The sequence below is a fragment of the Rhodococcus sp. 66b genome (assembly GCF_002076325.1).
GTDB lineage: Bacteria > Actinomycetota > Actinomycetes > Mycobacteriales > Mycobacteriaceae > Rhodococcus_F > Rhodococcus_F erythropolis.
In genome coordinates, this window is record NZ_MUZB01000003.1 from 23,536 (window position 1) to 47,581 (window position 24,046).

General features: G+C 62.6%; 23 protein-coding genes. 17 read left to right on the plus strand and 6 right to left on the minus strand.

The window, feature by feature from the left end; all coding sequences use genetic code 11:
* Window position 1 precedes the first annotated feature (1 nt).
* The 4 genes from wzt to B0E55_RS05920 all read left to right on the plus strand — a co-directional run bounded on the left by wzt (window position 2) and on the right by B0E55_RS05920 (window position 3,817).
* Window positions 2-808 (plus strand): galactan export ABC transporter ATP-binding subunit Wzt/RfbE, encoded by an 807-nt coding sequence (wzt, locus tag B0E55_RS05905; RefSeq protein ID WP_020905803.1) that lies wholly within the window; start codon window positions 2-4, stop codon window positions 806-808.
* Complete coding sequence (gene glfT1 / locus B0E55_RS05910; RefSeq protein ID WP_020905802.1) at window positions 805-1,701, plus strand: galactofuranosyltransferase GlfT1; 897 nt, start codon at window positions 805-807, stop codon at window positions 1,699-1,701. Before wzt ends, glfT1 begins: the two co-directional genes overlap by 4 nt.
* Window positions 1,702-1,856: 155 nt before the next feature.
* On the plus strand, window positions 1,857-2,942 hold the full coding sequence (gene rsgA / locus B0E55_RS05915; RefSeq protein ID WP_080909418.1) for a ribosome small subunit-dependent GTPase A: 1,086 nt from the start codon (window positions 1,857-1,859) through the stop codon (window positions 2,940-2,942).
* A gap of 47 nt (window positions 2,943-2,989) precedes the next feature.
* Window positions 2,990-3,817 (plus strand): TylF/MycF/NovP-related O-methyltransferase, encoded by an 828-nt coding sequence (locus B0E55_RS05920; protein WP_070796544.1) that lies wholly within the window; start codon window positions 2,990-2,992, stop codon window positions 3,815-3,817.
* Between the two features lie 3 nt (window positions 3,818-3,820).
* On the opposite strand, the gene B0E55_RS05925 is transcribed toward B0E55_RS05920, so the two are convergent.
* Window positions 3,821-5,674, minus strand: a complete 1,854-nt coding sequence (locus B0E55_RS05925; protein WP_024488161.1) for a glycosyltransferase — start codon at window positions 5,672-5,674, stop codon at window positions 3,821-3,823.
* A 135-nt stretch (window positions 5,675-5,809) separates the two neighbouring features.
* Between B0E55_RS05925 and B0E55_RS05930 the strand changes: the two genes are divergently transcribed.
* Window positions 5,810-8,029: a hypothetical protein gene (locus B0E55_RS05930; protein ID WP_080909419.1), complete on the plus strand. Its 2,220-nt coding sequence runs from the start codon at window positions 5,810-5,812 to the stop codon at window positions 8,027-8,029.
* Here B0E55_RS05930 and B0E55_RS05935 read toward each other — a convergent pair.
* Window positions 7,984-8,664, minus strand: a complete 681-nt coding sequence (locus tag B0E55_RS05935) for a class I SAM-dependent methyltransferase (protein ID WP_108912697.1) — start codon at window positions 8,662-8,664, stop codon at window positions 7,984-7,986. The genes B0E55_RS05930 and B0E55_RS05935 overlap by 46 nt on opposite strands.
* A gap of 108 nt (window positions 8,665-8,772) precedes the next feature.
* On the opposite strand from B0E55_RS05935, the gene B0E55_RS05940 reads away from it, so the two are divergent.
* Together B0E55_RS05940 and B0E55_RS05945 are read left to right on the plus strand one after the other, a co-directional pair.
* Window positions 8,773-9,801, plus strand: a complete 1,029-nt coding sequence (locus tag B0E55_RS05940) for a glycosyltransferase (protein WP_241896020.1) — start codon at window positions 8,773-8,775, stop codon at window positions 9,799-9,801.
* Window positions 9,802-9,803: 2 nt separating this feature from the next.
* Complete coding sequence (locus B0E55_RS05945) at window positions 9,804-10,730, plus strand: NAD-dependent epimerase/dehydratase family protein (RefSeq protein ID WP_080909277.1); 927 nt, start codon at window positions 9,804-9,806, stop codon at window positions 10,728-10,730.
* On the opposite strand, the gene rfbB is transcribed toward B0E55_RS05945, so the two are convergent.
* A complete protein-coding gene (gene rfbB, locus B0E55_RS05950) occupies window positions 10,727-11,734 on the minus strand; it encodes a dTDP-glucose 4,6-dehydratase (RefSeq protein WP_024488303.1) in 1,008 nt (335 codons plus the stop codon). The two genes, B0E55_RS05945 and rfbB, sit on opposite strands and share 4 nt — an antisense overlap.
* A 107-nt stretch (window positions 11,735-11,841) precedes the next feature.
* Between rfbB and rfbA the strand changes: the two genes are divergently transcribed.
* The 6 genes from rfbA (at window position 11,842) to B0E55_RS05980 (ending at window position 16,683) form a co-directional block, all read left to right on the plus strand.
* Window positions 11,842-12,717 (plus strand): glucose-1-phosphate thymidylyltransferase RfbA, encoded by an 876-nt coding sequence (gene rfbA, locus B0E55_RS05955; RefSeq protein WP_020905793.1) that lies wholly within the window; start codon window positions 11,842-11,844, stop codon window positions 12,715-12,717.
* Between the two features lies 1 nt (window position 12,718).
* Window positions 12,719-13,330, plus strand: coding sequence for a dTDP-4-dehydrorhamnose 3,5-epimerase family protein (locus B0E55_RS05960; protein WP_223257871.1), 612 nt, complete (start codon window positions 12,719-12,721; stop codon window positions 13,328-13,330).
* Window positions 13,330-13,800: a GtrA family protein gene (locus tag B0E55_RS05965; protein WP_020905791.1), complete on the plus strand. Its 471-nt coding sequence runs from the start codon at window positions 13,330-13,332 to the stop codon at window positions 13,798-13,800. The genes B0E55_RS05960 and B0E55_RS05965 overlap by 1 nt, the downstream gene beginning before the upstream one ends.
* Window positions 13,797-14,627 (plus strand): glycosyltransferase family 2 protein, encoded by an 831-nt coding sequence (locus B0E55_RS05970; RefSeq protein WP_046377751.1) that lies wholly within the window; start codon window positions 13,797-13,799, stop codon window positions 14,625-14,627. The genes B0E55_RS05965 and B0E55_RS05970 overlap by 4 nt, the downstream gene beginning before the upstream one ends.
* A 69-nt stretch (window positions 14,628-14,696) precedes the next feature.
* Window positions 14,697-15,788 (plus strand): S1C family serine protease, encoded by a 1,092-nt coding sequence (locus B0E55_RS05975; protein WP_069146770.1) that lies wholly within the window; start codon window positions 14,697-14,699, stop codon window positions 15,786-15,788.
* Between the two features lie 34 nt (window positions 15,789-15,822).
* Window positions 15,823-16,683 (plus strand): ATP-grasp domain-containing protein, encoded by an 861-nt coding sequence (locus B0E55_RS05980; RefSeq protein WP_080909278.1) that lies wholly within the window; start codon window positions 15,823-15,825, stop codon window positions 16,681-16,683.
* On the opposite strand, the gene B0E55_RS05985 is transcribed toward B0E55_RS05980, so the two are convergent.
* From B0E55_RS05985 to B0E55_RS05995, 3 genes are read right to left on the minus strand one after another with little or no spacing between them, the layout of a single operon-like run.
* Window positions 16,669-17,640 (minus strand): alpha/beta hydrolase, encoded by a 972-nt coding sequence (locus B0E55_RS05985; protein WP_080909279.1) that lies wholly within the window; start codon window positions 17,638-17,640, stop codon window positions 16,669-16,671. The two genes, B0E55_RS05980 and B0E55_RS05985, sit on opposite strands and share 15 nt — an antisense overlap.
* 19 nt (window positions 17,641-17,659) lie before the next feature.
* Window positions 17,660-18,586, minus strand: a complete 927-nt coding sequence (locus B0E55_RS05990; protein ID WP_080909280.1) for a PIN domain-containing protein — start codon at window positions 18,584-18,586, stop codon at window positions 17,660-17,662.
* 54 nt (window positions 18,587-18,640) lie between these two features.
* Window positions 18,641-19,114: a GtrA family protein gene (locus B0E55_RS05995; protein ID WP_074447111.1), complete on the minus strand. Its 474-nt coding sequence runs from the start codon at window positions 19,112-19,114 to the stop codon at window positions 18,641-18,643.
* A gap of 63 nt (window positions 19,115-19,177) precedes the next feature.
* On the opposite strand from B0E55_RS05995, the gene B0E55_RS06000 reads away from it, so the two are divergent.
* The 4 genes from B0E55_RS06000 (at window position 19,178) to B0E55_RS06015 (ending at window position 23,995) form a co-directional block, all read left to right on the plus strand.
* Entirely contained in the window at window positions 19,178-20,611 is a 1,434-nt protein-coding gene (locus B0E55_RS06000) for an FAD-binding oxidoreductase (RefSeq protein ID WP_003943934.1), read from the plus strand.
* Window positions 20,608-21,369: a decaprenylphospho-beta-D-erythro-pentofuranosid-2-ulose 2-reductase gene (locus tag B0E55_RS06005; RefSeq protein WP_019746424.1), complete on the plus strand. Its 762-nt coding sequence runs from the start codon at window positions 20,608-20,610 to the stop codon at window positions 21,367-21,369. The genes B0E55_RS06000 and B0E55_RS06005 overlap by 4 nt, the downstream gene beginning before the upstream one ends.
* Window positions 21,370-21,459: 90 nt before the next feature.
* Window positions 21,460-23,313, plus strand: coding sequence for a galactan 5-O-arabinofuranosyltransferase (locus tag B0E55_RS06010; protein WP_080909420.1), 1,854 nt, complete (start codon window positions 21,460-21,462; stop codon window positions 23,311-23,313).
* 73 nt (window positions 23,314-23,386) lie between these two features.
* The gene (locus tag B0E55_RS06015; RefSeq protein ID WP_024487671.1) at window positions 23,387-23,995 is read left to right on the plus strand and encodes a TetR/AcrR family transcriptional regulator; all 609 of its coding nucleotides are present in this window, start codon (window positions 23,387-23,389) and stop codon (window positions 23,993-23,995) included.
* The last annotated feature ends 51 nt before the right edge of the window (window positions 23,996-24,046 follow it).

The following is a 24,046-nucleotide window of genomic DNA, read 5'->3' on the forward strand; positions in this document are numbered from 1 at the left end:
AATGACCGAACATGTGAACATCTCAACGCACAACGCCTGCGTCGACTTCCCGATCTTCGACGCGAAGTCCCGGTCGATGAAGAAGGCATTCCTCGGTAAAGCGGGTGGCGCCATCGGCCGCAACAGTTCCGACGTTGTGGTCGTGGAAGCCCTGAAAGACATCACGATGACGCTCAAAGAGGGCGACCGTGTAGGGCTGGTCGGCCACAACGGCGCCGGAAAGTCCACCCTGCTGCGCTTGCTCTCCGGGATCTACGAACCCACCCGGGGATCCGCCACCATTCGCGGACGCGTCGCACCTGTTTTCGACCTCGGAGTCGGCATGGATCCCGAGATCTCCGGCTACGAGAACATCATCATCCGCGGCCTGTTCCTCGGTCAGACCCGCAAGCAGATGCTCGCGAAGATGGATGAAATCGCCGACTTCACCGAACTCGGCGACTATCTCGACATGCCATTGCGCACGTACTCCACCGGCATGCGCGTGCGCATCGCTATGGGCGTGGTCACCAGTATCGATCCCGAGATCCTGCTACTCGACGAAGGCATCGGTGCCGTCGACGCCGAATTCATGAAGAAGGCCAGAGTTCGGCTGCAAAAGCTGGTGGAACGCTCCGGCATCCTGGTATTCGCCAGCCACTCCAACGAATTCCTCGCTCAGCTGTGCAACAGCGCGATGTGGATCGACCACGGCCAGATCCGCATGCAGGGTGACATCGAGGATGTCGTGCGCGCCTACGAAGGCGACGACGCCGCCGAACACGTGCGCCACGTCATCAAGGAGATGGAACGGGAGAACACCCTGTGAGCGCACCCGAGAAGATCATCGGGGTTGTCGTCACGCACAAGCGTCGTGAACTGCTGGCCGAATCCTTGAAGGTCCTCAGCACCCAGTCGCGGTCGCTCGATCACCTGGTTGTCGTCGACAACGCCGACGAAGCCGATGTGAAAGACCTCGTCGACAACGCTCCACTGCCGACGAGTTACATCGGTTCTCAGCACAACCTCGGCGGTGCCGGAGGATTTGCTCTGGGCATTCTCTACGCACTTTCGCTCGGCGCCGACCGCGTCTGGCTCGCCGACGACGACGGGCGTCCGGAGGGCCCCGAGGTCCTGGAAACCCTGCTCGACTGTGCAATTCGGAACGACCTGGCCGAGGTCTCCCCCGTCGTCTGCGACATCGACAACCCAGACCGCCTCGCGTTCCCCTTGCGCCGCGGCACGTCGTGGCGCCGGTTGCGTTCCGAACTCGGCGACGAGGATCTCCTGCCAGGCATCGCGTCCCTCTTCAACGGTGCACTGTTCACCGCCGATGCGATCGATGCTGTCGGAGTTCCGGATCTACGCCTGTTCGTCCGCGGCGACGAGGTCGAGGTACATCGTCGCCTCGTGCGCTCCGGCCTGAAGTTCGGCACCTGCCTGCAAACTGCTTACGTCCACCCCAACGGCGCGGACGAGTTCAAGCCGATTCTCGGCGGACGTATGCACACGCAGTACCCCGACAACGACACGAAGCGCTACTTCACTTACCGCAACCGTGGATACATCCTCGCCCAACCGGGAATGCGGAAACTGCTTCCGCAGGAATGGGTTCGGTTCGGCTGGTACTTCCTGATCACCCGCCGCGATCCGGCAGGACTACGCGAGTGGATGCGACTGCGCAAACTCGGCCGGGAAGAAAAGTTCGAACGCCCGAGTTAAATCAGTTGCACAGTCGCGTCTGCGGCTGAGACGATTCTGATCCGACGCATGGTGCGTCCTGAGAATTACGAGGAGTGAGTATTGATGACTGTCGTGTTCCGCAGTTTCAGCGCCGTCAACGTTCACACTTCTTCGTACTCGAGGACACAATCACCATGCCGGAAAACAGCACGCCCCTGACCGAATACGGTTGGAACGCAACACTCTCGAACACATTCACTACCCTGGCCCCACCGGACTCCGCACCCGGGCGCGTTCTTCGCGTCGACCGCGGCCGGTGCGACGTGGCCATCGCCGAAGGCACAGTTCGCGCACTCAGCGGCAGCGATCCACGCGGTGCCAGCCAACTGTGCACGGGTGACTGGGTGGCCGTCGCCGAGGTACTGAACTCACGCGAACCCGAGATGCACACGGTCACTTCAATACTCCCCCGATCGAGCAGCATCGTTCGATCCTCGGCGTCCGGAAAATCGGAAGGCCAGATTCTGGCTGCGAACGTCGACACCGTCGTCATCGCCACGGCTTCGGACGCCGACGTCGATCTCGGGCGCATCGAGCGACTACTCGCACTCGCCTGGGAAAGTGGCGCAACACCTGTCGTCGCACTCACCAAATCGGATGCAGCTCAATATATCTCCGACACTCTAGCTGAGGTCTCTGCCATTGCGCCCGGCGCAACAGTGCTGGCCGTCAGTGCCGAGACCAACGAAGGAATGGATGTACTCGATGCAGTTCTGGACGGCACCGTGGCGATACTCGGTCCATCCGGCGCCGGTAAGTCGACGCTCGCGAACGCACTCCTCGCGGACACCACAGGCGCCGATCGACTCGAGACCGGCCGCGTTCGAACCGGCGACGGAAAGGGACGCCACACCACAGTCACGAGAGAACTGATCCCCTTCTCCGGCGCCCGGACGTTGATCGACACACCCGGCCTGCGAGGGGTTGGCATGTGGAATGCGGCGGAGGGAATCGACAAGACGTTCCCCGAGATCGAGGAACTGATTGCAGAGTGCCGGTTCTCGGATTGCGCACACAACTCCGAGCCGGGATGCGCAGTCCTGACCGCACTCGGGCGCGGCGATCTGGACGAGCGGAGACTTGCGAGCTACCGGAAACTACAGCGAGAGAACGCGTGGAACGCCGCCCGAAGCAATGCTCGGCTGCAGGCAGAGAGGACGCGGGAGATCAAGGTGATCTCCCGCCATCTCAAGAGTCACTACCGTGGTCGGGACCGGTAGCGAAGAAAGCCTGGCAGCATGGGGGGTGATCCCGACGAGAGGTTGTCATGTTCGAGCGGTTCCGTTCCAGCGCCAGGACCAAGCTTCAGCGTGCGGTATCCGAGGTGGTCGAGACCGCCGACCGTCGCAACGCCGATCGCACGCAGCAGATCCTCGACGCGCTGGCACTCTCACGTGACGAACTGGCCGAGGCCCGCGTTGACATCGCGGGCCTCCGGTCCAGGATCGACGAGCTGGAATTTCGCCAGCGTCGGGATCTGGCCTACGCCGTGGATCTGGAAGCGACAGCGTCGACTGCCGAGTTCATCCTCGAACACCTTCGAGTCGCGGAGACATTCGGCCACCCGCACGACACGCTGCGCCACGCATTGGGCTTGATCGAAATACCCGGCATGGCACTCGAATTCGGCGTCGCCAGCGGAACCACACTCAGGATCGTCGCGGAGGCTTTCACCGAACGCGAGGGGACCGTCGCAGGTTTCGACGTGTTCTCCGGCCTTCCGGAGACCTGGCGCACCGGGTTCCCGGTCGGCGAGTTCGCACAGGAATCCATCCCCGAAGTGCCTGGAGCGCAACTTGTTCCGGGCCTCTTCGAGAACACCTTGCCCTCGTTCCTGAACGACGAATCCGGCCCCGTTGCGTTCCTGCACCTCGACGCCGACCTCTACTCGTCCACCAAGACCGTGCTCGATCTCCTCGGCGACCGACTGGTCCCCGGGTCGATCGTCGTCTTCGACGAGTTCTTCAACTATCCCGGATGGCAGCAGCACGAATACCGGGCGTGGACGGAGTTCGTCACACGCACCGGCATCTCGTTCGAATACCTCGGGTACACCGTCGACAACGAGCAGGTCATCGTCGAGATCACCAGCTGAGAATCACTTCTCGTACAGACGTGCCCAGTTCTCTCGACTCGTGAGTTCCGGCATCGCAGCACGGTACTTCGCCGACACGGCAGGTGCTTCCTTCTGGAATCGACGCAGTAGCTTCACCGTTCGGATCAAGAGAGCACGCGCCGTAGCCTTGTCTCGCTGCCGGATACGTACCCCCGACTGCGAAGCATCGGTGACGACTACATGGTCGAACTGCGAGATGTGCCACCAGTGCGCATCCTCGCGCGGAATATTGACCAAACCGCCACGGGTGCGCCCCAGCCACTGATTCAACCCACGTTTGGCCAGAATCACTCGCATCAGGCTCGGTTCACCACCGGCACGCTCGGTGTGGAGTTCGTTCGAGGCGATCGGGGCGGTAGCCGCATCGTGTTTGATCGTCTCGGCATACTGCGCTCGGCCGGCACGGATGCTTGCCATGGCCTCGATGCCGCCGTCCCGCAACGCTTCCGGACCGTCGAGATAATCCTCGATGCCCTTCAACGTCGTGAAGGCAAGGCCGTATTGCATTCCGACGAGGAATTCGGAAATCTGGCGGAAGAACTGACGTGAAAGTCCCTTGGTGTCGAGATCGCTGTGCAAAGACCCGACGACGAGGGAGTTACGCGTACTGAAGTAGCGGGCCCAGTCGTCGAAGTCCTTCCAATAGAAATCGGCATGCCACACAGCGGCGTTGGGCAACGTGACGGTGACAAACCCTGCTTTCCGGGCCCTGATTCCGTACTCCACGTCATCCCACTGAAAGAAGATCGGAACGGGTAACCCGATGGCTTCGACAACTTCGGCGGGGATCAGGCACGTCCACCAGGCGTTGTATCCCGCATCGACTCGACGCTCTTGACGCTTCTTGAGCATGCTCGTGTTGATGAGAGCCTTGGGCACTCGTTGCCCGTGATGGAGAGTCTTCAGATCTACGTCTTCGGCACCGACATTGAGGAAATCGGGATTGAGCAGATACATCATCTGTGCACCCACCAATGTCGGTTCCACCGTCATATTCGCAAAAGCGTTGAGGCGCAACACTGTTTCTGGTTCACAGAGAATATCGTCGTCCATCAGGATGACGTCGGCGAGATCTGTCCCCTCGGATGTAGCCTCGAAAAGCCCACGTGAAAAACCGCCCGCTCCGCCGAGATTCGGCTGCTGCAGATATTTCAGCTTCTCACCGAGCTTGTCTGCCGCCTCGACGAAGCGCGCCCGATCTTTCACCAGGTCGTTACCCTGATCGACGACGTACACGGAGCTGACGAGGTCACGCACAGTGGCATCGGAAGCCAGTGCAGCAACAGTCTCGGCACAATCGTCGGCCCGATTGAAGGTGCAGATCGCCACCGAGACCGGGCGAACCGTCTCCGGAGCGGCCACGGTCCATTCCAAGTGGTCGATCGTCATCGGAGCGTCGACAGAATCCACCTCGAGCCAGAGGGCGCCGCCGTCGACGAACTTGTCCAACGATGTGGTCAACGTGACCTCCGAGGACCCCGATCCGTCGCGGGTCTCGAGAATACGGCGATGCCCGGCGATATCCGAAGCAACCATCCGGACGCGGAACCGACCCTCGCTCTCGATCCGCAGCGAAGCCTCGACCTCAGTGACAGTCGTCCACCGCTGCCAGTAGCTGGCAGCGAAACGCCCGAAATAGGTGTTGGTGCTGATACGTGCGCCCTTGTCCAGAGCGACTCGGTGCCGGGTCCGCTCACCGGAGCCCTTCCGGAACTCGACGTACAGGTCGTCGTTGACTATCGGCGACATTCCGACGAACACGCCGCGCTGGACCACCAAACGGCGAGCCATGACCTGCCCGTTCTCCGGCACCCCCACCTTTACCTGCTCGGGCATATGACTCCTACGTGAATCTTGAAAAAGCTGTACCTGTCACTCGCAGGGTATCCGAGGTGGAATTACCCCCGAAACTCGAAAACACAGCCTCGGCTACTGTCTCTGGTGCATCCACCCGTGCGACCTGGAGATCCCTTGACACTCGAACTACCCGCTCCCACCCGTCGGGAACGCTGGAGCTGGGGCGCTGTGATCCCAGCAGTCGTGTGCCTCGCATTCTTCGCGATCGTCACGGTGGACCCTCGCTACTTCTATGTCGACGACACCGAATCCGGTGCGGTCGGCAACTGGGTTCAGCTAGGCCATCTGATGCGAGAGGGACAATTCCCCTCGCTGGTTCTGGATCAGTGGATGGCCGGAAACTATCCGGTCGAGGGTCAGGGTGGGCTGTGGAACCCGGTCCAGATCTTCATCAACTACATCGCACCGTCCGTCGACAATCTCGCTTTGCTGGCCACGCTGGTGAAGTTGGCATTCGCGATCATCCTCGGATGGGGCGTCTATCGAGTCTGCCTCGAATACGGCGCGCGCCCCTACTGGGCGGCCGTCGCCGGAAGCGCAGTGCCCTTTGCCGGGTTCACTCTGTACTTCGAGTACCCGTCGTGGGTTACGTCGGTGATCGGAATGGCCTGGGTGGTGCAGGCGTGGGCCAGCGGAATTCGCTATGCCCGCGGCCGGTCGGGGCCAATACCCGTCTTCGTCTTCCTCTATCTCGCGATCAGCGTCGGATACGTCCATGCGGCATTGATGGCCGGAGTGACCGTCGGGGCACTGATGGTGGGCGAATACGTCCGCAGTCCGCAGTGGCGGACAACAGTGAAGCTCGGACTGGTCGGCATCTCGGCCGCCGCCTGCGGCGCGATCACCTTTCTTCCAGGTCTGCTCTCCTCGGCCGTCACATGGCGCACCGGCGAAGAAGGTACGTTCAACGACAATTTCCTGACGGCACCGTGGTCGGAAACGCTCACGGCGAGTATTCCGTCGTCCGTCTCGAGCATCGAGTCCTGGACGGGCGAAACCACCTACGCACCGATCACCTACATCGCCTGGTTCGCGATACCGGCACTGGCATTCATCGGCTGGCGGAAAGCACAGGGTTCACTGCGAGAGTTGGTGACCCCGCTGCTGCTGTTGGCCTTCATTCTGCTGTTCACCGCGGGCCCCAGCGACATCGGCCAGATTCGGTGGCCGGCACGACTACTTCCCTTCGTCGCGGTGTTCTCCCTGGTACTACTCGGTGTGCTGCTGAGCCGATTCGGGACTTTGGACAAACTGCGATCACGCGTCATCGCTGCATCGTTGATCGTGTTCGTCTTGATGATTCGCGCCAGTTCTTCGGGTCCGCAGTACTTCATCCGACATCTCACGTGGGCTGTCGTGATCATCGCCGTCGGAGCACTCGCCATCTACCTCGGTCGTAGATACGGCGCCCCGGCGATCGCAGGTCTACTGATTCTCACCATCGCTCCGGTGACTCTGTATCAAGTGATCGCGTATCCCCAGGCGCTGAACAAGTGGTACCTGCCGACCAGCCAATCCGAAGCCAAGGCGAACTTTCCGGATTTCCCGGGCACGACCCTTCAGCTCGGCAATCGCGCGCTGATCCGAATCGACGCCGAAACAACAGAACTCCCGTGGACTTCGCAGGTGTACGGAAACTACGCCAAGGTGCTCGATCTCGACTACGTCAACGCGTACACCCCGGTCGGCCACGCGGACTTCGCTTCGCTGCTGTGTATGGGATTCGACGGGTCGACGTGCGACGACGCCTACCGAAACGTGTTCAGGCCGGATGAATACACCGGTCGAACCAGCGCAGACCTGATGCTGCTCGACCGCGTCGTCCTTCAACGGAAGCAGTACCCGGGCGCTGACAACGAACCCGCCCCACCCGGGTGGCACTGGGCAGACGTGCCCGAGGTCGCCCAGGACCAGATCTACATCCTCGAACGCGACGCCGGCCCGATCTCCGGTCAACCGGGCCGTGTGTCGGCAACTGCCAATGCCGACGCACAGTCCGAGTACATGAGCGTCAAGAACGAGCGTGTGCGAGTCAGCTCACCGGGCGGTGGCAGCGTGGTATTCGCACGGTTGGCATGGCCGGGCTACACCGCGACCCTCGACGGCGAACCCATCCCGACCAAGGGCCTTGGCGGAACGTACCTCTACGTCGATCTGCCGCCTGGCACCGACAACGCGGAACTGGTGATCAACTTCCGTTCCCCAGGACAGAGGATCGGCTATGTCGGTATGGGCTTCGGGCTCGTTATCCTTGCCGGCCTCTCCGTGATCTACTACCGCGACAGGCGTCAGAGCCGGGACGGGACCTCCGCGATCACCACAGACTCGTTGTAGATGAACGGCTTTCCCATCCACCGCGGAAACGGGAACGACAGCGAGCGCCTGACTACAAGACCGTTGTCCGCACAGATCTTTTCGAGGTCGACGCCGTCGAGGAAGACGGTATGCGTGGGATCGCTGGCGAAGCCACGTTCCTGAGGGCAGATCAGCATGACGGTCGCGCCCGGTTCCAGGAATGGAAGGTACTCGGCGACGATGCCGGAAGCTTCTCCCGCCGGCAGGTGCTCGAGGAGATGCGCCATCAGCATTCCGTCGAAGGTTCGCTGACCGCTTTCGGAGTGAAATTCCGCAGAAGAGTACGCCTCGAACCCGAGCGATCGACAGAACTCCACCGAATGTTCGTTATGGTCCACCCCGACACTGCCAGGGGGAAGATTTCGCAGATTTCGGCCGATCCCGCAGCCGACGTCGAGCACCTTCCGGCCGCCGAGGAAACGTCGGATATTCCACTGATACGGCGCTTGCACGTTCAGAACGCGCTTCCATTTGGCGCCTTGAAGCTCACGCAACCGAGCCGTGTACTCGGTGTCGGTGGTATCACCGCTACCCGTATCGGCTCTCCCCGGAAGGCCTGTGTTCTCGCGATTGTTCTCGCGTCGATCGTTGGTGTGATCTTCGAACTCGGCCACTGGAGACTCACTTTCGTCGAGTGATCCGGATCATAACTTCACGATTCTCCGACATGTACGCCCCCACGCCGAGAAGCCGACCCTCGGCGACGTATACACTCCCCGCCTGTGAAGACCGATGGCACACCCGAGTCGGTGCAACCGCACCGAATTTCCGTCGTCGTGCCGGTTTACCAGGGCGAACACACTCTCAATGCACTCATCGACGAGATACTTCCCCTGACGAAAACCCAGACCACTCCCGGCGGGCGGCTGTTGGTCGTCGAAGAAGTCCTTCTCGTCTTCGACCACGGTCCGGACGGATCAGCTGCGGTCATCCGTGAACTCGCGAGACAACATGACTTCATCCGACCCATCTGGCTCTCGCGCAACTTCGGCCAACATCCGGCAACACTGGCGGGAATGGCGTCGAGTGGTGGCGAATGGGTTGTCACCATGGATGAAGACGGCCAGCACGACCCGGCCGACATCGGTGGACTCCTCGACACTGCACTGGATCAACAGGCCACCCTCGTCTACGCGCAGCCCGTGAACGCGGCACCCCACGGTGCGCTACGCAACGCGGCGTCGAAGTCGTCGAAATGGTTGACCACCAAAATTCTCTCGTCCGAGAACTCCGTGAAGTATCAGAGCTTCCGACTGGTCCTCGGAGAGGTCGGACGGTCGGTCGCCGCATACGCCGGATCCGAGGCTTACCTCGACGTGGCTCTGGGCTGGATCGCGGGAGAGGTCACCACCAGCCCGGTTCAACTGCGTGAGGAACGCGGACGCGCATCCGGATATCACCTCAGAAGCTTGCTGTCGCATTTCTGGCGAATGGTTCTCTCCAGCGGCACCAAGGGCCTGCGAATGGTCAGCTTGATCGGCTTCCTGTTCGCTGTCGGCGGTCTCGTCATCGTCCTCTACGTGTTGGCGTCGTACGTGTTTTTCGACGCCGGCGTCGAGGTGCGGGGATGGGCGTCGACGATGATCGTGATGCTGTTCGGTTTCGGGGCAGTGCTCTTCTCGTTGGGTGTGATCGCCGAATACATCGGTGTCGCAGTCAAGACGGCAATGGGAAAGCCGCCGTACCTCATCGTCAGCGACCCCGCGTCAGGCCCGTTGGGGCGCCGGAACGCCACCGAGCCACCCGCGTAACAATGAATGTCCCCACGTGGGTAGTCGGCAGCGGCGGCCTCCTCGGCAGCTCCGTGGCCCGCGAACTCGAGCGCCGTGGGGCCGACATCCGCACCAGCCGCGTCCCGTGGGGCGAACCCGCTCTGGCCAGAGAAATCCTGTTCGCCGATGCCAGGAAACTGGTTACTGACGCCGCCGGCGGCCCGTGGCGAATGGCGTGGTGCGCCGGTGCAGGTGTGAACGGTACGAGCAGTGACGAATTCGCTCGCGAGAACCAACTCATGAAGGACGTTCTCGACGAGCTGGGGACGGCGGACGCAGGCGTCGGGACCGTCTTCCACGCTTCGTCTGCCGGCGGCGTCTACGCCGGAGCTCCCGGAGCACCGCACACCGAAACAAGCGCGACCAATCCACTGGCCGACTACGGGCGAGCAAAGCTCGATGCCGAATCCATTGTTCGCGAATTCGGCGCCAGAAGCGGAACCCGCACTGTCATAGGAAGATTCGCAAATCTCTACGGCCCGGGTCAGAATCTGGCGAAACCCCAAGGCCTGATTTCGCACCTCTGCCGAGGCTATCTGCTGTCGATGCCCATTTCGATCTACGTTCCCATGGACACGCTTCGGGACTACGTCTACGTCTCCGACGCGGCCGAAATGGTGGTCGACAGCTTCACCCGAGCGGAAGCGTCGCAGGAACCGACGGTCACCAAGATCTACGCGTCCGGACGCAGCGTCACCATCGGAGCGATCCTCGGCGCGTGCCACACCGTCTTCAGAAAACGCCCCAACGTTGTGCTCGCCAGTTCTCCACTCGCTTCGGCGCAAGCCCGAGACCTACGGCTGCGATCGATCGTGTGGACTGATCTGGACCAGCGCACACATCGCCCGTTGCCTGCCGGGATAGCGTCGACCCTCGACTCCATCCGCCGCAATCTGGCTGCACGCTAGGAAGTGGTCTTCTCGCCGGCTGCCACGTATGCCTGCTCGGTCGCGTCCTTCTGCGGACGCCACCACTGTTCGTTGTCGCGGTACCAGTCGATCGTCGCTTCCAGACCACTGCGGAAGTCCTCGTAGCGCGGGGACCAGCCAAGTTCTTTCCGGAGCAGACTCGAGTCGATCGCGTACCTCACGTCGTGCCCCGGGCGGTCGGTGACAAAATCGAACTCGTCGGCGCCACGGCCCAATATCTGCAGAATCGACTCCATGACAGTTCGGTTGTTCACCTCACCGTCAGCGCCGATCAAGTAGGTCTGACCGATCCGGCCACCGTCGATGATCGCCCAGACCGCGCTGTTGTGATCGTCGACATGGATCCAGTCACGGACGTTCAAGCCGTCGCCGTACAACTTGGGACGCAATCCGGCGAGAACATTGGTGATCTGCCGCGGGATGAACTTCTCGACATGTTGATAAGGGCCGTAATTGTTCGAGCAGTTCGACAGGGTGGCCCGGACGCCGAACGAACGGGTCCACGCGCGCACCAACATGTCGCTCGATGCCTTCGTCGACGAGTAGGGGCTCGACGGGTTGTACGCGGTCGACTCCGTGAAACGGTCCGGATCGCCCAGTTCGAGGTCTCCGTACACCTCGTCGGTGGAAATGTGGTGATACCTGACGTCGTGCTTGCGCACAGCCTGCAGGAGCGTGAAGGTTCCCACGATGTTGGTCTGCACGAACGGCCACGGATCAGCGAGCGAATTGTCGTTGTGGGACTCGGCAGCAAAATGAACGACGACGTCGGCAGCGCCCACCAGTTCGTCGACGAGAACTGCGTCGGTGATGTCGCCGTGAACAAACGTGATGCGGTCGGCTATCGAATCGAGCGAAGACTTGTTGCCCGCGTAGGTCAGCGCATCGAGCACCGTGACCTCGGCGTCGGGGCGCTCTGCCACCGTCTGATGGACGAAATTGGCGCCGATGAAGCCTGCACCGCCAGTCACGAGAACTCTCACGTTTGCGCCTCCACGATCACCGAATCGAACCGATCTATCTACCGGCCACGCACGATACCGTGCGCCCGAGATTTGTTTCTCCAGCGAACACTGGAACACTTCGAGGCATGCGCGGAATCATTCTGGCGGGCGGCACGGGGTCGAGGTTGCACCCCATCACGCTCGGCGTGAGCAAACAGCTGGTCCCCGTCTACGACAAACCGATGATCTATTACCCACTCAGCACCCTGATGCTGGCCGGGATTCGCGACATCATGATCATCACCACAGAAGACGACGCACCGCAGTTCCAGCGGTTGCTCGGCGACGGCTCGCAGTTCGGCGTCGACCTGACCTACCAGATCCAGCACGAGCCGAATGGTCTCGCACAAGCCTTCGTACTCGGAGCCGGCCACATCGGTTCGGAATCCGCGGCCCTCGTCCTCGGCGACAACATCTTCTACGGCCCAGGTCTGGGCAGTAAGCTCACGCGTTTCGAGAACATCGACGGTGGCGCCGTATTCGCGTACTGGGTTTCGGACCCCACGGCTTACGGAGTCATCGAGTTCGACCGCGAAGGCAAAGCCGTCTCGCTCGAGGAGAAGCCGGCGAACCCGCGCTCCAACTATTCGGTGCCTGGCCTTTATTTCTACGACAACGACGTTGTCGCCATCGCCAAGGACCTCGAACCATCGGCACGCGGCGAATACGAGATCACCGACGTCAACCGTGCGTACCTCGAAGCTGGCCGCCTCCAGGTCGAAGTACTTCCTCGCGGCACCGCGTGGCTCGACACCGGAACTTTCGATTCGCTTCTCGACGCATCGAACTACGTGCGCACGATCGAGGAGCGTCAGGGACTCAAGATCGGCGCGCCCGAAGAAGTTGCGTGGCGGCACGGATTCATCACCGACGACGAGCTACGCATTCGTGCTGAGAAGCTCCTCAAATCCGGATACGGAAAATACCTTCTCGAACTTCTCGACCGCGGCAAGGACTGGTGACATGGCAGATACTCACGTGATGAGCCAGTATCGCGAACTGAAAGTGCCAGGGGCCTGGGAATTCACACCCAAACAGTTCGGCGACGACCGTGGAGTCTTCCTCGAGTGGTTCCGTGAACCCGGATTCTCCGAGATCACCGGCCGCACCCTCGACCTTCAGCAGGCCAATTGCTCGGTCTCGGCTGCCGGCGTCCTACGAGGCATCCATTTTGCCGACGTCCCTCCCGGACAGGCCAAGTACGTCACGTGTGTCAAAGGCGCGATACTCGACATCGCCGTCGACCTCCGCGTGGGATCGCCGACCTTCGGCCAGTGGGATTCGGTCCTTCTCGACGACGTCGACCGCAGAGCGATCTTTCTGTCCGAAGGGCTTGGGCACGCCTTCCTGTCCCTCGAGGACAACTCGACAGTGGTTTACCTGTGCTCGACGGGATACGCCCCCGAACGTGAGCACGAAGTTCACCCCCTCGATCCCGACATAGCGATCGACTGGCCCACCGTGGGTCGCAGCGGTGAGCCCCTGAACATCACGCTCTCCGCGAAGGACACAGCGGCACCGTCGCTTCAAGATGCCGTGTCGGCGGGGCTGCTGCCCACGTTCGGCGAAGGCTGATGGCTTCACCGGATTCGACTGCAACACCCCCCGCTGGAATGACCGGCAGGCCGGGTCCGTTGATGCGCGTCGTCAAGAATCAGGCCCTTGCCTTTCTGCTCGTCGGTGGCGTCAACACGGCGCTCGGAACCGCCTGGTTCATTGCCTGGCAGATCGCGCTCGGCGATCAATTCGGCTACCACTTCGCGATCGTTGCCGGGTACGTCTGCAACCTGCTGTGCGCTTTTGCGATGTACCGCTACCTGGTGTTCGAAGTTCGCGGTCACTTCCTCCGTGACTTCTGGCGATTCGTCGTCGTCAATTTCGGCGCCTTCGTGATCAACCTCGCGCTGATGACCGTCGCGGTCTCGGTCCTGCACTTTCCTCCCATCCCGTCACAACTCGTCATCACTGCGGTAACCGCAACAGCAAGCTTCTTCGGTTACCGCGATTTCTCGTTCAGTCGAAACAAGAGAACAGGCAACTCATGACTCCGCGTGTTTCCGTCGTCGTCCCGGCTTACAACAATGCCGACTACATTGCCGAGACGATCGACTCGATCCTGAATCAGACCTACCAGGACTTCGAACTGATCATCTCGGATCATTCGTCGACCGACGACACCGTCAAGGTCCTGGCGCGATACGCCGACGATCCGCGGATCGAGATCCTGTCGACCGAGGCCGGCGGCGGAGCGAAGCGAAACTGGGACCGGGTCAGCGAAGCCGCGAACGGAGAGCTCCTGAAACTGGTGTGCGGTGACGACACCATCTACCCCGAGTGCCTGGCGGAACAGGTCGCGGCTTTCGACGAGCACCCCTCGGTGGTACTCGTGGCCTCGCAACGCAAACTGGTCGATGCAAACGGAAAGACCATCCTCTCCGCGCGCGGACTTGCAGGGCTGAAGGGACTGGTCACCGGGCGCGACGCGGCCCGAAAGACGGTAACGGCGGGAGCGAACATCTTCGGCGAGCCCGGATGTGTACTCATGAAGCGATCCGCCTTGAAGGCCATCGGATGGTGGGACGACACCAACCCGTACGTCATCGACGAAGCCACGTACACCGCCGTCGCACTCCAAGGCGACGTCTATGCGATCGCCAAGCCCCTCGCGTCCTTCCGCGTCAACGCCGGACAGTGGAGTGTGCGTCTGGCCAAGGATCAGGCACGCCAGGCAGCGGCATTCCACAAAGATCTCCGGGAATCGGATCCGACTCTCGTCTCCGCAATGGACGTCCGAATCGGCGACGCACGCGCACTCGCCACCTCGTTCATGCGTCGCGGCGTCTACATGCTGTTGCGCCATCGCATGTCTTGATCGTTGCCGGTTGGGTAATCTTCACCTTTCACACTCGATGGGATGACGACCGGCGGGACGGACGGCTGGATGACCAAACGTGCGGGCAGACGCGGTCTGTGGATGGCCGCCGTTCTCGCAGCCGGACTCGGCGCCCTCGCACTGGTCGCACCGCCTCTGACGCCTGGCACGATCGAGTCCGCACCGGTCACGGTTATCACCACCACCCCACCGGCGCCGGTTGTTCCGCTCACCCCGGAAGAGCTCTCGGCCCAGGTGGTCCCCACCATCGTCACCATCACCGCGCCGGCCGGATTCACCACCACCGCCGGAACCGGGATCGTGCTCTCCCCTGACGGAGTTGTGCTCACGAATCACCACGTCATCAGCGGGGCCTCGGACGTCACTGCCGTCAGCATGTCCAACGGACTGATCTACGACGCCGAGATCCTCGGGTACGACAGCGTCAGCGACCTTGCCGTCCTTCGACTCGCGGGCGCCACGGATCTGCCGGTGGCTGTGGTCGGCAAATCAGCAGAAGCCACTCGTGGGGATGCCGTCACCGCAATCGGAAATGCGGAAGGCGGCGGAGTGCCCGTCCCAGCTCCCGGCGTCATCACCAACCTCGGTGTCACCGTCAACACCCGCAACGTGTCCGACGGATCGCGAAACCAGTTGAAGGGCCTCATCGAGGTCGACGCGGACATCCGGCCTGGCGATTCCGGTGGCCCCCTGGTCAACGCCGTTGGCGAGCTGATCGGCGTCAGCAGCGCGGGCAACGCCGTCACCGACCGCACCGAAACCTCGCCGGCGCCTCAGTCCTACGCGATACCGATCGACACCGCGCTGCCGATCGTCGAGCAGGTACTCGGTGGCCGCTCCTCCGAAACCGTGCGTGTGGGACCGACGCCCGTGCTCGGTGTCGCAGTCAAGGATCACGCGGAGATGCCGGCCGGCGCGGAAGTTGTTGCCGTGAGCTTCGATTCGCCGGCCGAGCGGGTGGGGCTGATCAAAGGTGCGGTCATCACCGAGTTCGGTGGCAGCCGGATCGCGTCGTCCGCTGATCTCAACGCGGCGATGAGCTCGCGCCGCCCCGGCGACACCGTCGCGGTGACGTGGGTGGACGCAACCGGGCAACCCGGGACCGGTTCCCTGGTCCTCGACGAGGGGCCACCTCGCTAGTCGGACAAGGCGCCAGCCGTGAAAGCATCGTGGCATGACCACGGTTCTCCTGCTCACCTGTGACGGCGCCGCCCGCGAGGCGGATGTCGAAAGCAAACTCGTCATGGAAGCTCTCACCACCTACGGCGTTGCGTCGACAATGGCGCCGTGGTCGAGCCGGTCCCTCCTCGATATCGACGCCGACCTGGTTCTGATCCGGTCGACCTGGGACTACACCCAGCGCCTCGACGAATTTCTTGCCGTTCTCGATCAGCTGACCGCCCCGATCGCCAACCCGCTCCCGATCGTCGAGTGGAACGCCCACAAGGGATACCTCACCGAACTTGCCGCGGCCGGCGTACCTATCGTCCCAACTGCTGTGATCGCTGCCGGAAAGAGCGAAACACTCACCCTCCCTTCGTTCGAGGGTGCCGACGTCATCGTCAAGCCTGCAGTGTCCGCCGGCGCTGTCGGAGTGGGAAAGTTTGCCGCCGGGTCCGAGCAGGCCCACGCTCACCTCAGTTCAATCCTCGAGAGTGGCAACGACGCTCTGGTCCAGCCCTTCATCTCGGATGTCGTAGACGGCGAGCGCTCGATCATCCACCTCGGCGGACGCTACTCGCACGCCGTCCGGAAAATCCCGGCCACCAACGACTTCCGCGTGCAGGAATTCCACGGCGGAACCAACTACCTCCACGAGCCTTCCGCCGCCGAACTCGCGGTGGCCGACGCGGCACTGGCCGCGACCCCACGCGGCCCCGGCGAATTGCTTTATGCGCGTGTGGACGTCGTGGGGCCGGTGGATCAACCACTGCTCATGGAAGTGGAACTGATCGAGCCCGAACTCTTTCTGCCATTCGCCCCTGGATCTGCCGACGCCCTCGCACGGGCAGTTGTCGCGTCACTGCGCACGTGACTCCTGGGGCGGGACCGCATCGAGCCTGGCGCGAATGAACCTGGCAACGTCACGTAGCGCGGCCCGGCTCTCCGGCAAGCCAGGCCAGACGGCGGGAAACGCGTGAACCTGGCCGTTCCAGATCTGCAGCGAGCACGGCACCCCCGCGGCGGCGAGCCGTTGCGCCATCACCTCCGAATCGACTCTGAGCACCTCGGATTCGGCGGCGATCAGCAACGACGGCGGCAAAGCTGCAAGATCGCCGTCGACGGGCGAGTTCGTCTGTCCGCCAAGCTTTCCGATCGCCATCAATGCCGACACCGGGGCGATCACGTCGCGTCGAGCGTTGGCATGGACCGATTTGGTGGTGCAATCGAGATCGAGGAGCGGCGAGAGCCCGACCAGGCCGGCCGGAACCTCGAGCCCCGCGGAAACTGCTGCAAGCGCCGTCGCGAAGACCAGGAAACCTCCGGCCGAATCACCAACGAAGACAACCTTTTCCGGAAAAGCTCCCTGTTCGAGAAGCCACCGGTATGCATCGAGGCAGTCGTCGACGGACCCGCTGATGCTCGTGCTCGGCAACTGCCGATACGCGATGTGCAGGACCGGAAGGCCGGTTCGCTTGGCGATGCTGGCCACGACCGGCCGATGCGTGTTGAGCCCGCAGCACATGAACCCGCCGCCGTGCAGGTATAGAACTACACCGTCGCGCAGATCGGCCGTCGAGCCTGCTGTCCGGACGAGTTCACCGTCGAAACCTGGAAAACGAATCGCTTCCCGATCGATCCCGGAGGGAATGCGTACACCCGCGGCCGAGTCCAGAACTGCGGCGCGGCGCATTGCGCCAGGCGTCAGCGGCGCGATCCCAACTACGGGCCGAAGCATCCATCGACACGCGTTGTAGAGGACCTGCGATTCGATACTCGGCCTGCCGTATCGAGTTCCGGTCCTACGACTGACTGTCGGCAACAGAGACATCTGTCCAGATTAGAAGCGATCAGGCGCCGAAGAGGTCGACTTCGTCGAGATCGTCGACGATCGTGACCTTTCGTTTCCGCCCGCCGATGACCTTGCCCAGACCGCGCAGTCCACCGGACTGAGCTTTCGGGGCGGGTTCGATGCGCTGCGGCGCAACTCTCGTCCGCGCTGCGCGCTGTACGGGCTTGGGTGCGGGAGCTGTTGCCGGTGCCTCCGGAGCGATGGGCGCCGCCGGAACCTCGGGTTCGGGAATCTCTGTTGGAACGACCGCTTCCGGCTCCACGAAGCCCCGAGCAACCGGGGCCTCGGGCGCGACCTCAGCGACCTCAGCCACCTGCTCCACCTGCACCGGTCCGTCGATCACCGGGATGTCCGACGCCCAGCGGACCCGATACTCGAGGCCGCGCGATGCCAGTTCACGTGCGAGATCCGCGTGCCAGACCCCGTCTTCGCCGTCGCCGTATGCCCGCGCGTCGGAACTGACCCAGATGACGTCGACCTCCGGGTTGCGGTGGGCGAGATCGAGCACGGTCAGCCAGTTCAGCGTCGCCGGGTAGCCGTCTCGCTTCTTCTTGTCGGTATAGGGCCGACGCAGCGAGATCGCCCTCTCGGCCACCTCGAGATGCGACACGTCGACTGGATCGACCACTTCGACGCCGATCGCCACGAGGTCTTCGATCACGTCGTCGACGTAGCCGTCGGCCTTGTCGTGAGCAGCGTCGACGAACCTCGTGAGGTCGCGCCGCAACCCCAGTCGGTCGTACATGCGCGCCTGGACGCTCAGGGCCGCGATCATCTCCGCCGATTCCTCGCGGTAGCGGCTCGCAACCTCGAGTACGACCAATCGCGGCACGACGACGCGGTGTCCGAGTGCGCGAGCGTCGGCGATGGCGGCGTCGAACCGTGCGCCCCTGGTCAGGGCCGAAGAATCGAGAACGATGATCATGGGCTCGATTCTCTCTCGAGAAACCGGACGAATGCGCTAATCCACCCCGAACCGTTACTTGATCTTGAAGATCACTGCCCGCTGAACGATGAAGTTGATGACCGTCGCGGTGCCCTGCGCGATGACGAAGGCCAGCGGTGTCCGCCACCAATGCTCGTCGAAGACATGGACCATCAGTTCGTTGAGTCCGACCTGAACCGCAAAAGTGACCGCGTACAGCGCGACTACAGCGATGAAGCGGGCGCGAGAAGGCTCGGCCTTGAACGTCCACCGACGATTGATGAGGTACGCCGTCGTGGTGCCCGCAACGAAGCTCAGCGATTTTGCGGCGACGCGCGGCAACCCCAACGCGAGGAGCAGCACATACAGCCCGTAGTCCACGACAGCCGACAGCCCACCCGTCGCGACGAACCGGACGATCTGCGTTTTCAGGTCCAGCGCGTCGTCGGCGATGTCCGTCGTGACAGGAATCTCGACGGGCAGCGGGACGTGGGGTTCGTGCTGGTGACTTGCAGGTGTTTCGGGCACGACGACGAGAGTAACCACTCGAGTCGGAGCCGTCGGCACTACTCCCAGGTAACCTCTACCTTGATGTCCACGACAGCAGAAGAGACGCCGCAGCCGGCTCTCCACACCCAAGCCCGCACCCTCACCGGTTGGGGACGCACCGCCGCCACCACCGCACAGGTGCTGTCCACCCCCGACGTGGAAGTGATCGCCAACGCGGTCGCCCAGGTTGCGGAACAGAACGATTCCAAGCCATCGCATCTGCGACGCGGTGTCATCGCGCGCGGCCTCGGCCGCTCGTACGGCGACCCGGCGCAGAATGCCGGTGGGCTGGTCATCGACATGAATGCACTCAGCCGCATTCATCGCATCGATCGCGACACCGCCCTGGTGGACGTCGACGCCGGTGTGAATCTGGATCAGCTGATGAAGGCTGCTCTGCCGTTCGGCCTGTGGGTTCCGGTCCTGCCGGGTACTCGCCAGGTCACGATCGGCGGCGCCATCGGCTCGGACATCCACGGCAAGAACCACCACAGCGCAGGTAGCTTCGGCAACCACGTCGTGTCGTTGGATCTACTGACGGCCGACGGCAAGGTTCGCACGCTCACCCCCAAGGGCGGGCGTAACGACCCGAAGGCCGCACTGTTCTGGGCCACGATCGGCGGCATGGGCCTGACGGGCATCATCTTGCGGGCAACCATCAAGATGACACCGACCGAGACGGCGTACTTCATCGCCGACGGCGACGTCACCAACAGCCTCGACGAGACCATCGCGCTGCACAGCGACGGCAGCGAGGCCAACTACGAGTACTCGAGCGCCTGGTTCGACGCGATTTCCGCGCCCCCGAAGCTCGGCCGTGCGGCAGTCTCGCGCGGATCTCTGGCGAAGCTCGACCAGCTTCCGGCCAAGCTGCAGAAGAACCCGCTCGCCTTCGATGCGCCGCAGTTGCTGACGTTCCCCGACGTCTTCCCCAACGGGCTGGCCAACAAGTTCAACTTCACCGCGATCGGTGAGGTCTGGTTCCGCAAGTCCGGCAAGTACCGCGGCAAGGTCCAGAATCTGACGCAGTTCTACCACCCGCTCGACATGTTCGGTGAGTGGAACCGGGCGTACGGATCCAACGGATTCCTGCAGTACCAGTTCGTGGTTCCGCCGGAGGCCGTCGACGAATTCAAGAAGATCATCGTCGACATCCAGCGCAGCGGGCACTACTCGTTCCTCAACGTGTTCAAGCTCTTCGGCGAGGGCAATCAGGCGCCGCTGAGCTTCCCGATCCCGGGCTGGAACATCTGCGTCGACTTCCGCATCAAGCCGGGCCTGAACGAGTTCGTCACCGAACTCGACAAGCGTGTCCTCGAATTCGGTGGGCGCCTGTACACGGCCAAGGATTCGCGGACGTCCGCGGAAACCTTCCACGCCATGTACCCGCGCATCGACGAGTGGATCGCGACGCGCCGCAAGTACGACCCCACAGGCGTTTTCGCCTCCGATATGTCCAGAAGGCTGGAACTGTGATCAACGCTGTAGGTAACCCGCAAACCGTTTTGCTTCTCGGTGGAACCTCCGAGATCGGCCTCGCCATCTGTGAGGAATACCTGAAGAAGGCGCCGCTCCGCGTCATTCTTGCGGCACTTCCCGGCGATCCGGGACGCGAAGCTGCGGTCAAGCAGCTCGAAGCGAAGGGTGCCACCTCGGTGGAGCTCATCGACTTCGACGCCGTTGATTTCGAATCGCACCCGAAGGTGATCGACCAGGCGTTCTCGAACGGGGACGTCGACGTCGCGATCGTCGCCTTCGCACTGGACGGTGACTCCGAAGAGCTGTGGCAGAACCAGCGCAAGGCGGTTCTGGTCGCAAACGTGAACTACACCGCATCCGTCTCGGTCGGTGTTCTTCTCGGCGAGAAGATGAAGGCTCAGGGCTTCGGCAAGATCATCGCGATGTCGTCGGTTGCCGGCGAGCGCGTCAAGCGTGCCAACTTCGTCTACGGCTCCACCAAGGCGGGCCTCGACGGTTTCTACCTCGGACTCGGCGAGGCTCTCGCGGAATTCGGACCGCAGGTCACCGTCGTCCGTCCCGGCATGGTGCGCACGCAGTTCAGTGCCCACGTCAAGGAAGCTCCGCTGACGGTCAACAAGGACATCGTCGCGAAGCTCGCTGTTGCCGCCTCGGACAAGGGCAAGGAAATCGTCTGGACTCCCGGCCCGTGGCGTTTCGTCATGATGGGTCTTCGCCACGTGCCGCGCCCGATCTTCCGGAAGTTGCCGGTTTAAGCTCCTCCCGTGCCAGAAACAACAACTGCTCCGAGTACAGAACTTTCGACCCCGTCGCCGTGGCGTAATGCCGCGGCGACGGTGGTGGAAATGGCCCTCGGAGCGCTGGTCGCCGCTGTTGTAGCCGCTGTCGGGCTCTTTGCTTTCGGCCGAGTGCAGTGGCCGGCGTTCACGTCTTCCAACGTCACGCAGGCCGTCACGACGGTGCTGCAGGTGCTCTGCATCGCAGTGGTCGGTGTTGCGGTTCTGATGTTCCGCGCCCGCAAGGCCGAGCGGGTCGCAAAACTCCTCTCGTGGGCCGGGCTCTCCGGTTTCGTCACCACGACGCTCGGACTTCCCCTGGCCGCGACGAGTCTGTATCTGCACGGCGTCTCGGTCGATCAGCAGTTCCGGACCGAGTACCTGACCCGGCTGACGGATTCGGCTGCGCTGCAGGACATGACGTACGTGGATCTGCCGCCGTTCTACCCGGCCGGCTGGTTCTGGATCGGTGGACGCGTCGCGAACCTGCTGGGCATGGACGGTTGGGAAGCCTTCAAGCCCTACGCGATCGGCTCGCTGGCTGTCGTCGCCGTCGTTGCACTCGTGTTGTGGACCAAGCTGATTCGACGCGATTGGGCCGTAGTCGCAGCGTTGGCCGTCACTGCCGTCGTGTTGGCGTACAACTCCCCCGAGGCGTACGGCGCCGTCATCAACCTCCTGATCCCGCCGGTGCTGATCCTGGCGTGGGGGGCTCTCGATCGCCCGGGTGCCTCTCGATTTGCCGGAGCCGGCGCAATTCTCGGGACGGGCCTGTTCCTCGGTTTTGCCGCAACCGTCTACACGCTGTACCTCGGATTCGCCGCATTCGCCGTGACTCTGATGGCAGTCGTTGCCGCAGTACTTGCCGCCCGCGCTCAGAACACGTGGAAAGCCGCACTGGGTCCCCTTGTCAGGCTCGCTGTCATCGCCGTGATCTCCGGACTGGTCGCTCTGACGGTCTGGGCGCCCTACCTGTTGAAGGCACTCTCGGGTGCCACTGCAGAATCCGGCACGGCAATGCACTACCTCCCCGATTCCGGTGCGGTACTGCCCTTCCCGATGCTGAGCTTCACCCTCGTCGGCGGACTGTGCCTACTCGGCACGGTCTGGCTGATTTCTCGTTTCCTCTTCTCCCGCCGCGCCCGGGCACTCGGTATCGGTGTCATTGCCGTGTATCTGTGGGCACTGCTGTCGATGACGTTCACCGTTGCCGGCAGTACGCTCCTCGGCTTTCGACTGGAGCCGGTCCTGATCGGACTCCTTGCGGCCGCCGGCGTGTTCGGATTCGTCGAGTTCGCCGGTTGGATCGTCCTGGCCACCAGCGAAAATCCCCGCGTCAAAGCGGTACTGGTTGCACTCGGTGCCATCGGAGCCATCGCCTTCGCGCAGAACATCCCGCAGGTGCTGGCGCCGGATATCGCTGTGGCATACAGCGATACCGACGGCAACGGCGAGCGCGGGGACAAGCGACCTCCCGGGGCCGAAGCCAATTACGCGGACATCGACCGGATCATCCGCGAACAGTTGGGACGTGAACCCCATGACACGGTGGTACTCACCGCCGACATCGGCTTCCTGAGCTTCTACCCGTACTTCGGTTTCCAAGGTCTGACGTCGCACTACGCAAACCCCCTCGCCGATTTCCGTGCCCGCGCCGCACTGATAGAGCAGTGGTCGGAACTGAAGACCCCTGACGAACTGATAGCTGCGCTGGACGCGTCGCCGTGGCGCAGTCCCGACGCCTTCGTCTTCCGCCAGGGCGCCGACGGGTACACGCTGCGGTTGGCCGAGGATGTCTACCCCAACGACCCGAACGTCCGCCGCTACACGGTCACGTTCCCCAAGGAACTGTTCGACGATCCTCGTTTCACAGTCACCGAGCAGGGCCCGTTTGTGGTCGTTACCCGCTCTGACGCGATCTAACCAGGAGATACGTCACAAAAGGCTTACCGTCGGGGTCGTTGACGCGACCCCGACGCACCCCTAACTTCATACCGTGACTCGAACCGATGCCCGAGCGGCAATGATCGATGCAGCCGAGCGTCTGGTTGCCGAACGAGGTCTGGCCGCTCTGACGCTTCGTGATGTTCAGACCGAAGCCGGACAGGCCAACAAATCGGCTGCGCAGTATCACTTCGGTTCACGTGAAGGTTTGCTGGCGGCCGTCGTCGAGTCCAGAATGCGACCTGCCGGTGAGCGTCGACGCGAGTTGCTCGACACGATCGATCTCGACGCGAATCCACCGACGATGCGTGCCCTCGTCGAGGCTCTCGTCCTGCCGTTGGCGGAACAGACCATCTACCGCGAGGGCACGTTGTACGCACGGTTCCTGGTGCAGTCGATCTTCGACCCGGCCATGTCGTCGACCATCCGTGATCACATGCAGGCCGAGAGTTTCCGCGAAGTTCAGCGGCGGATAGTCACTGCGTCCTCGTTGCCGGCAGAGATCGCCGAACTTCGGGCGGCAACTCTGACCGTGCTCGCCGTCGTCACTTTTGCCACGTGGGAGGGTCGCGTCGACAGCCGAGAACGTGCTCACGTGATTGTTGCCGACCTGATCGAAAGTTGCCTCGGAGCACTCTCGGCCCCGGCTGCGCAAATCTGACACGCTGTCCGGCGAGTTTGTTTCCGAAACTGCCGGGGTACTCAGCCCCTC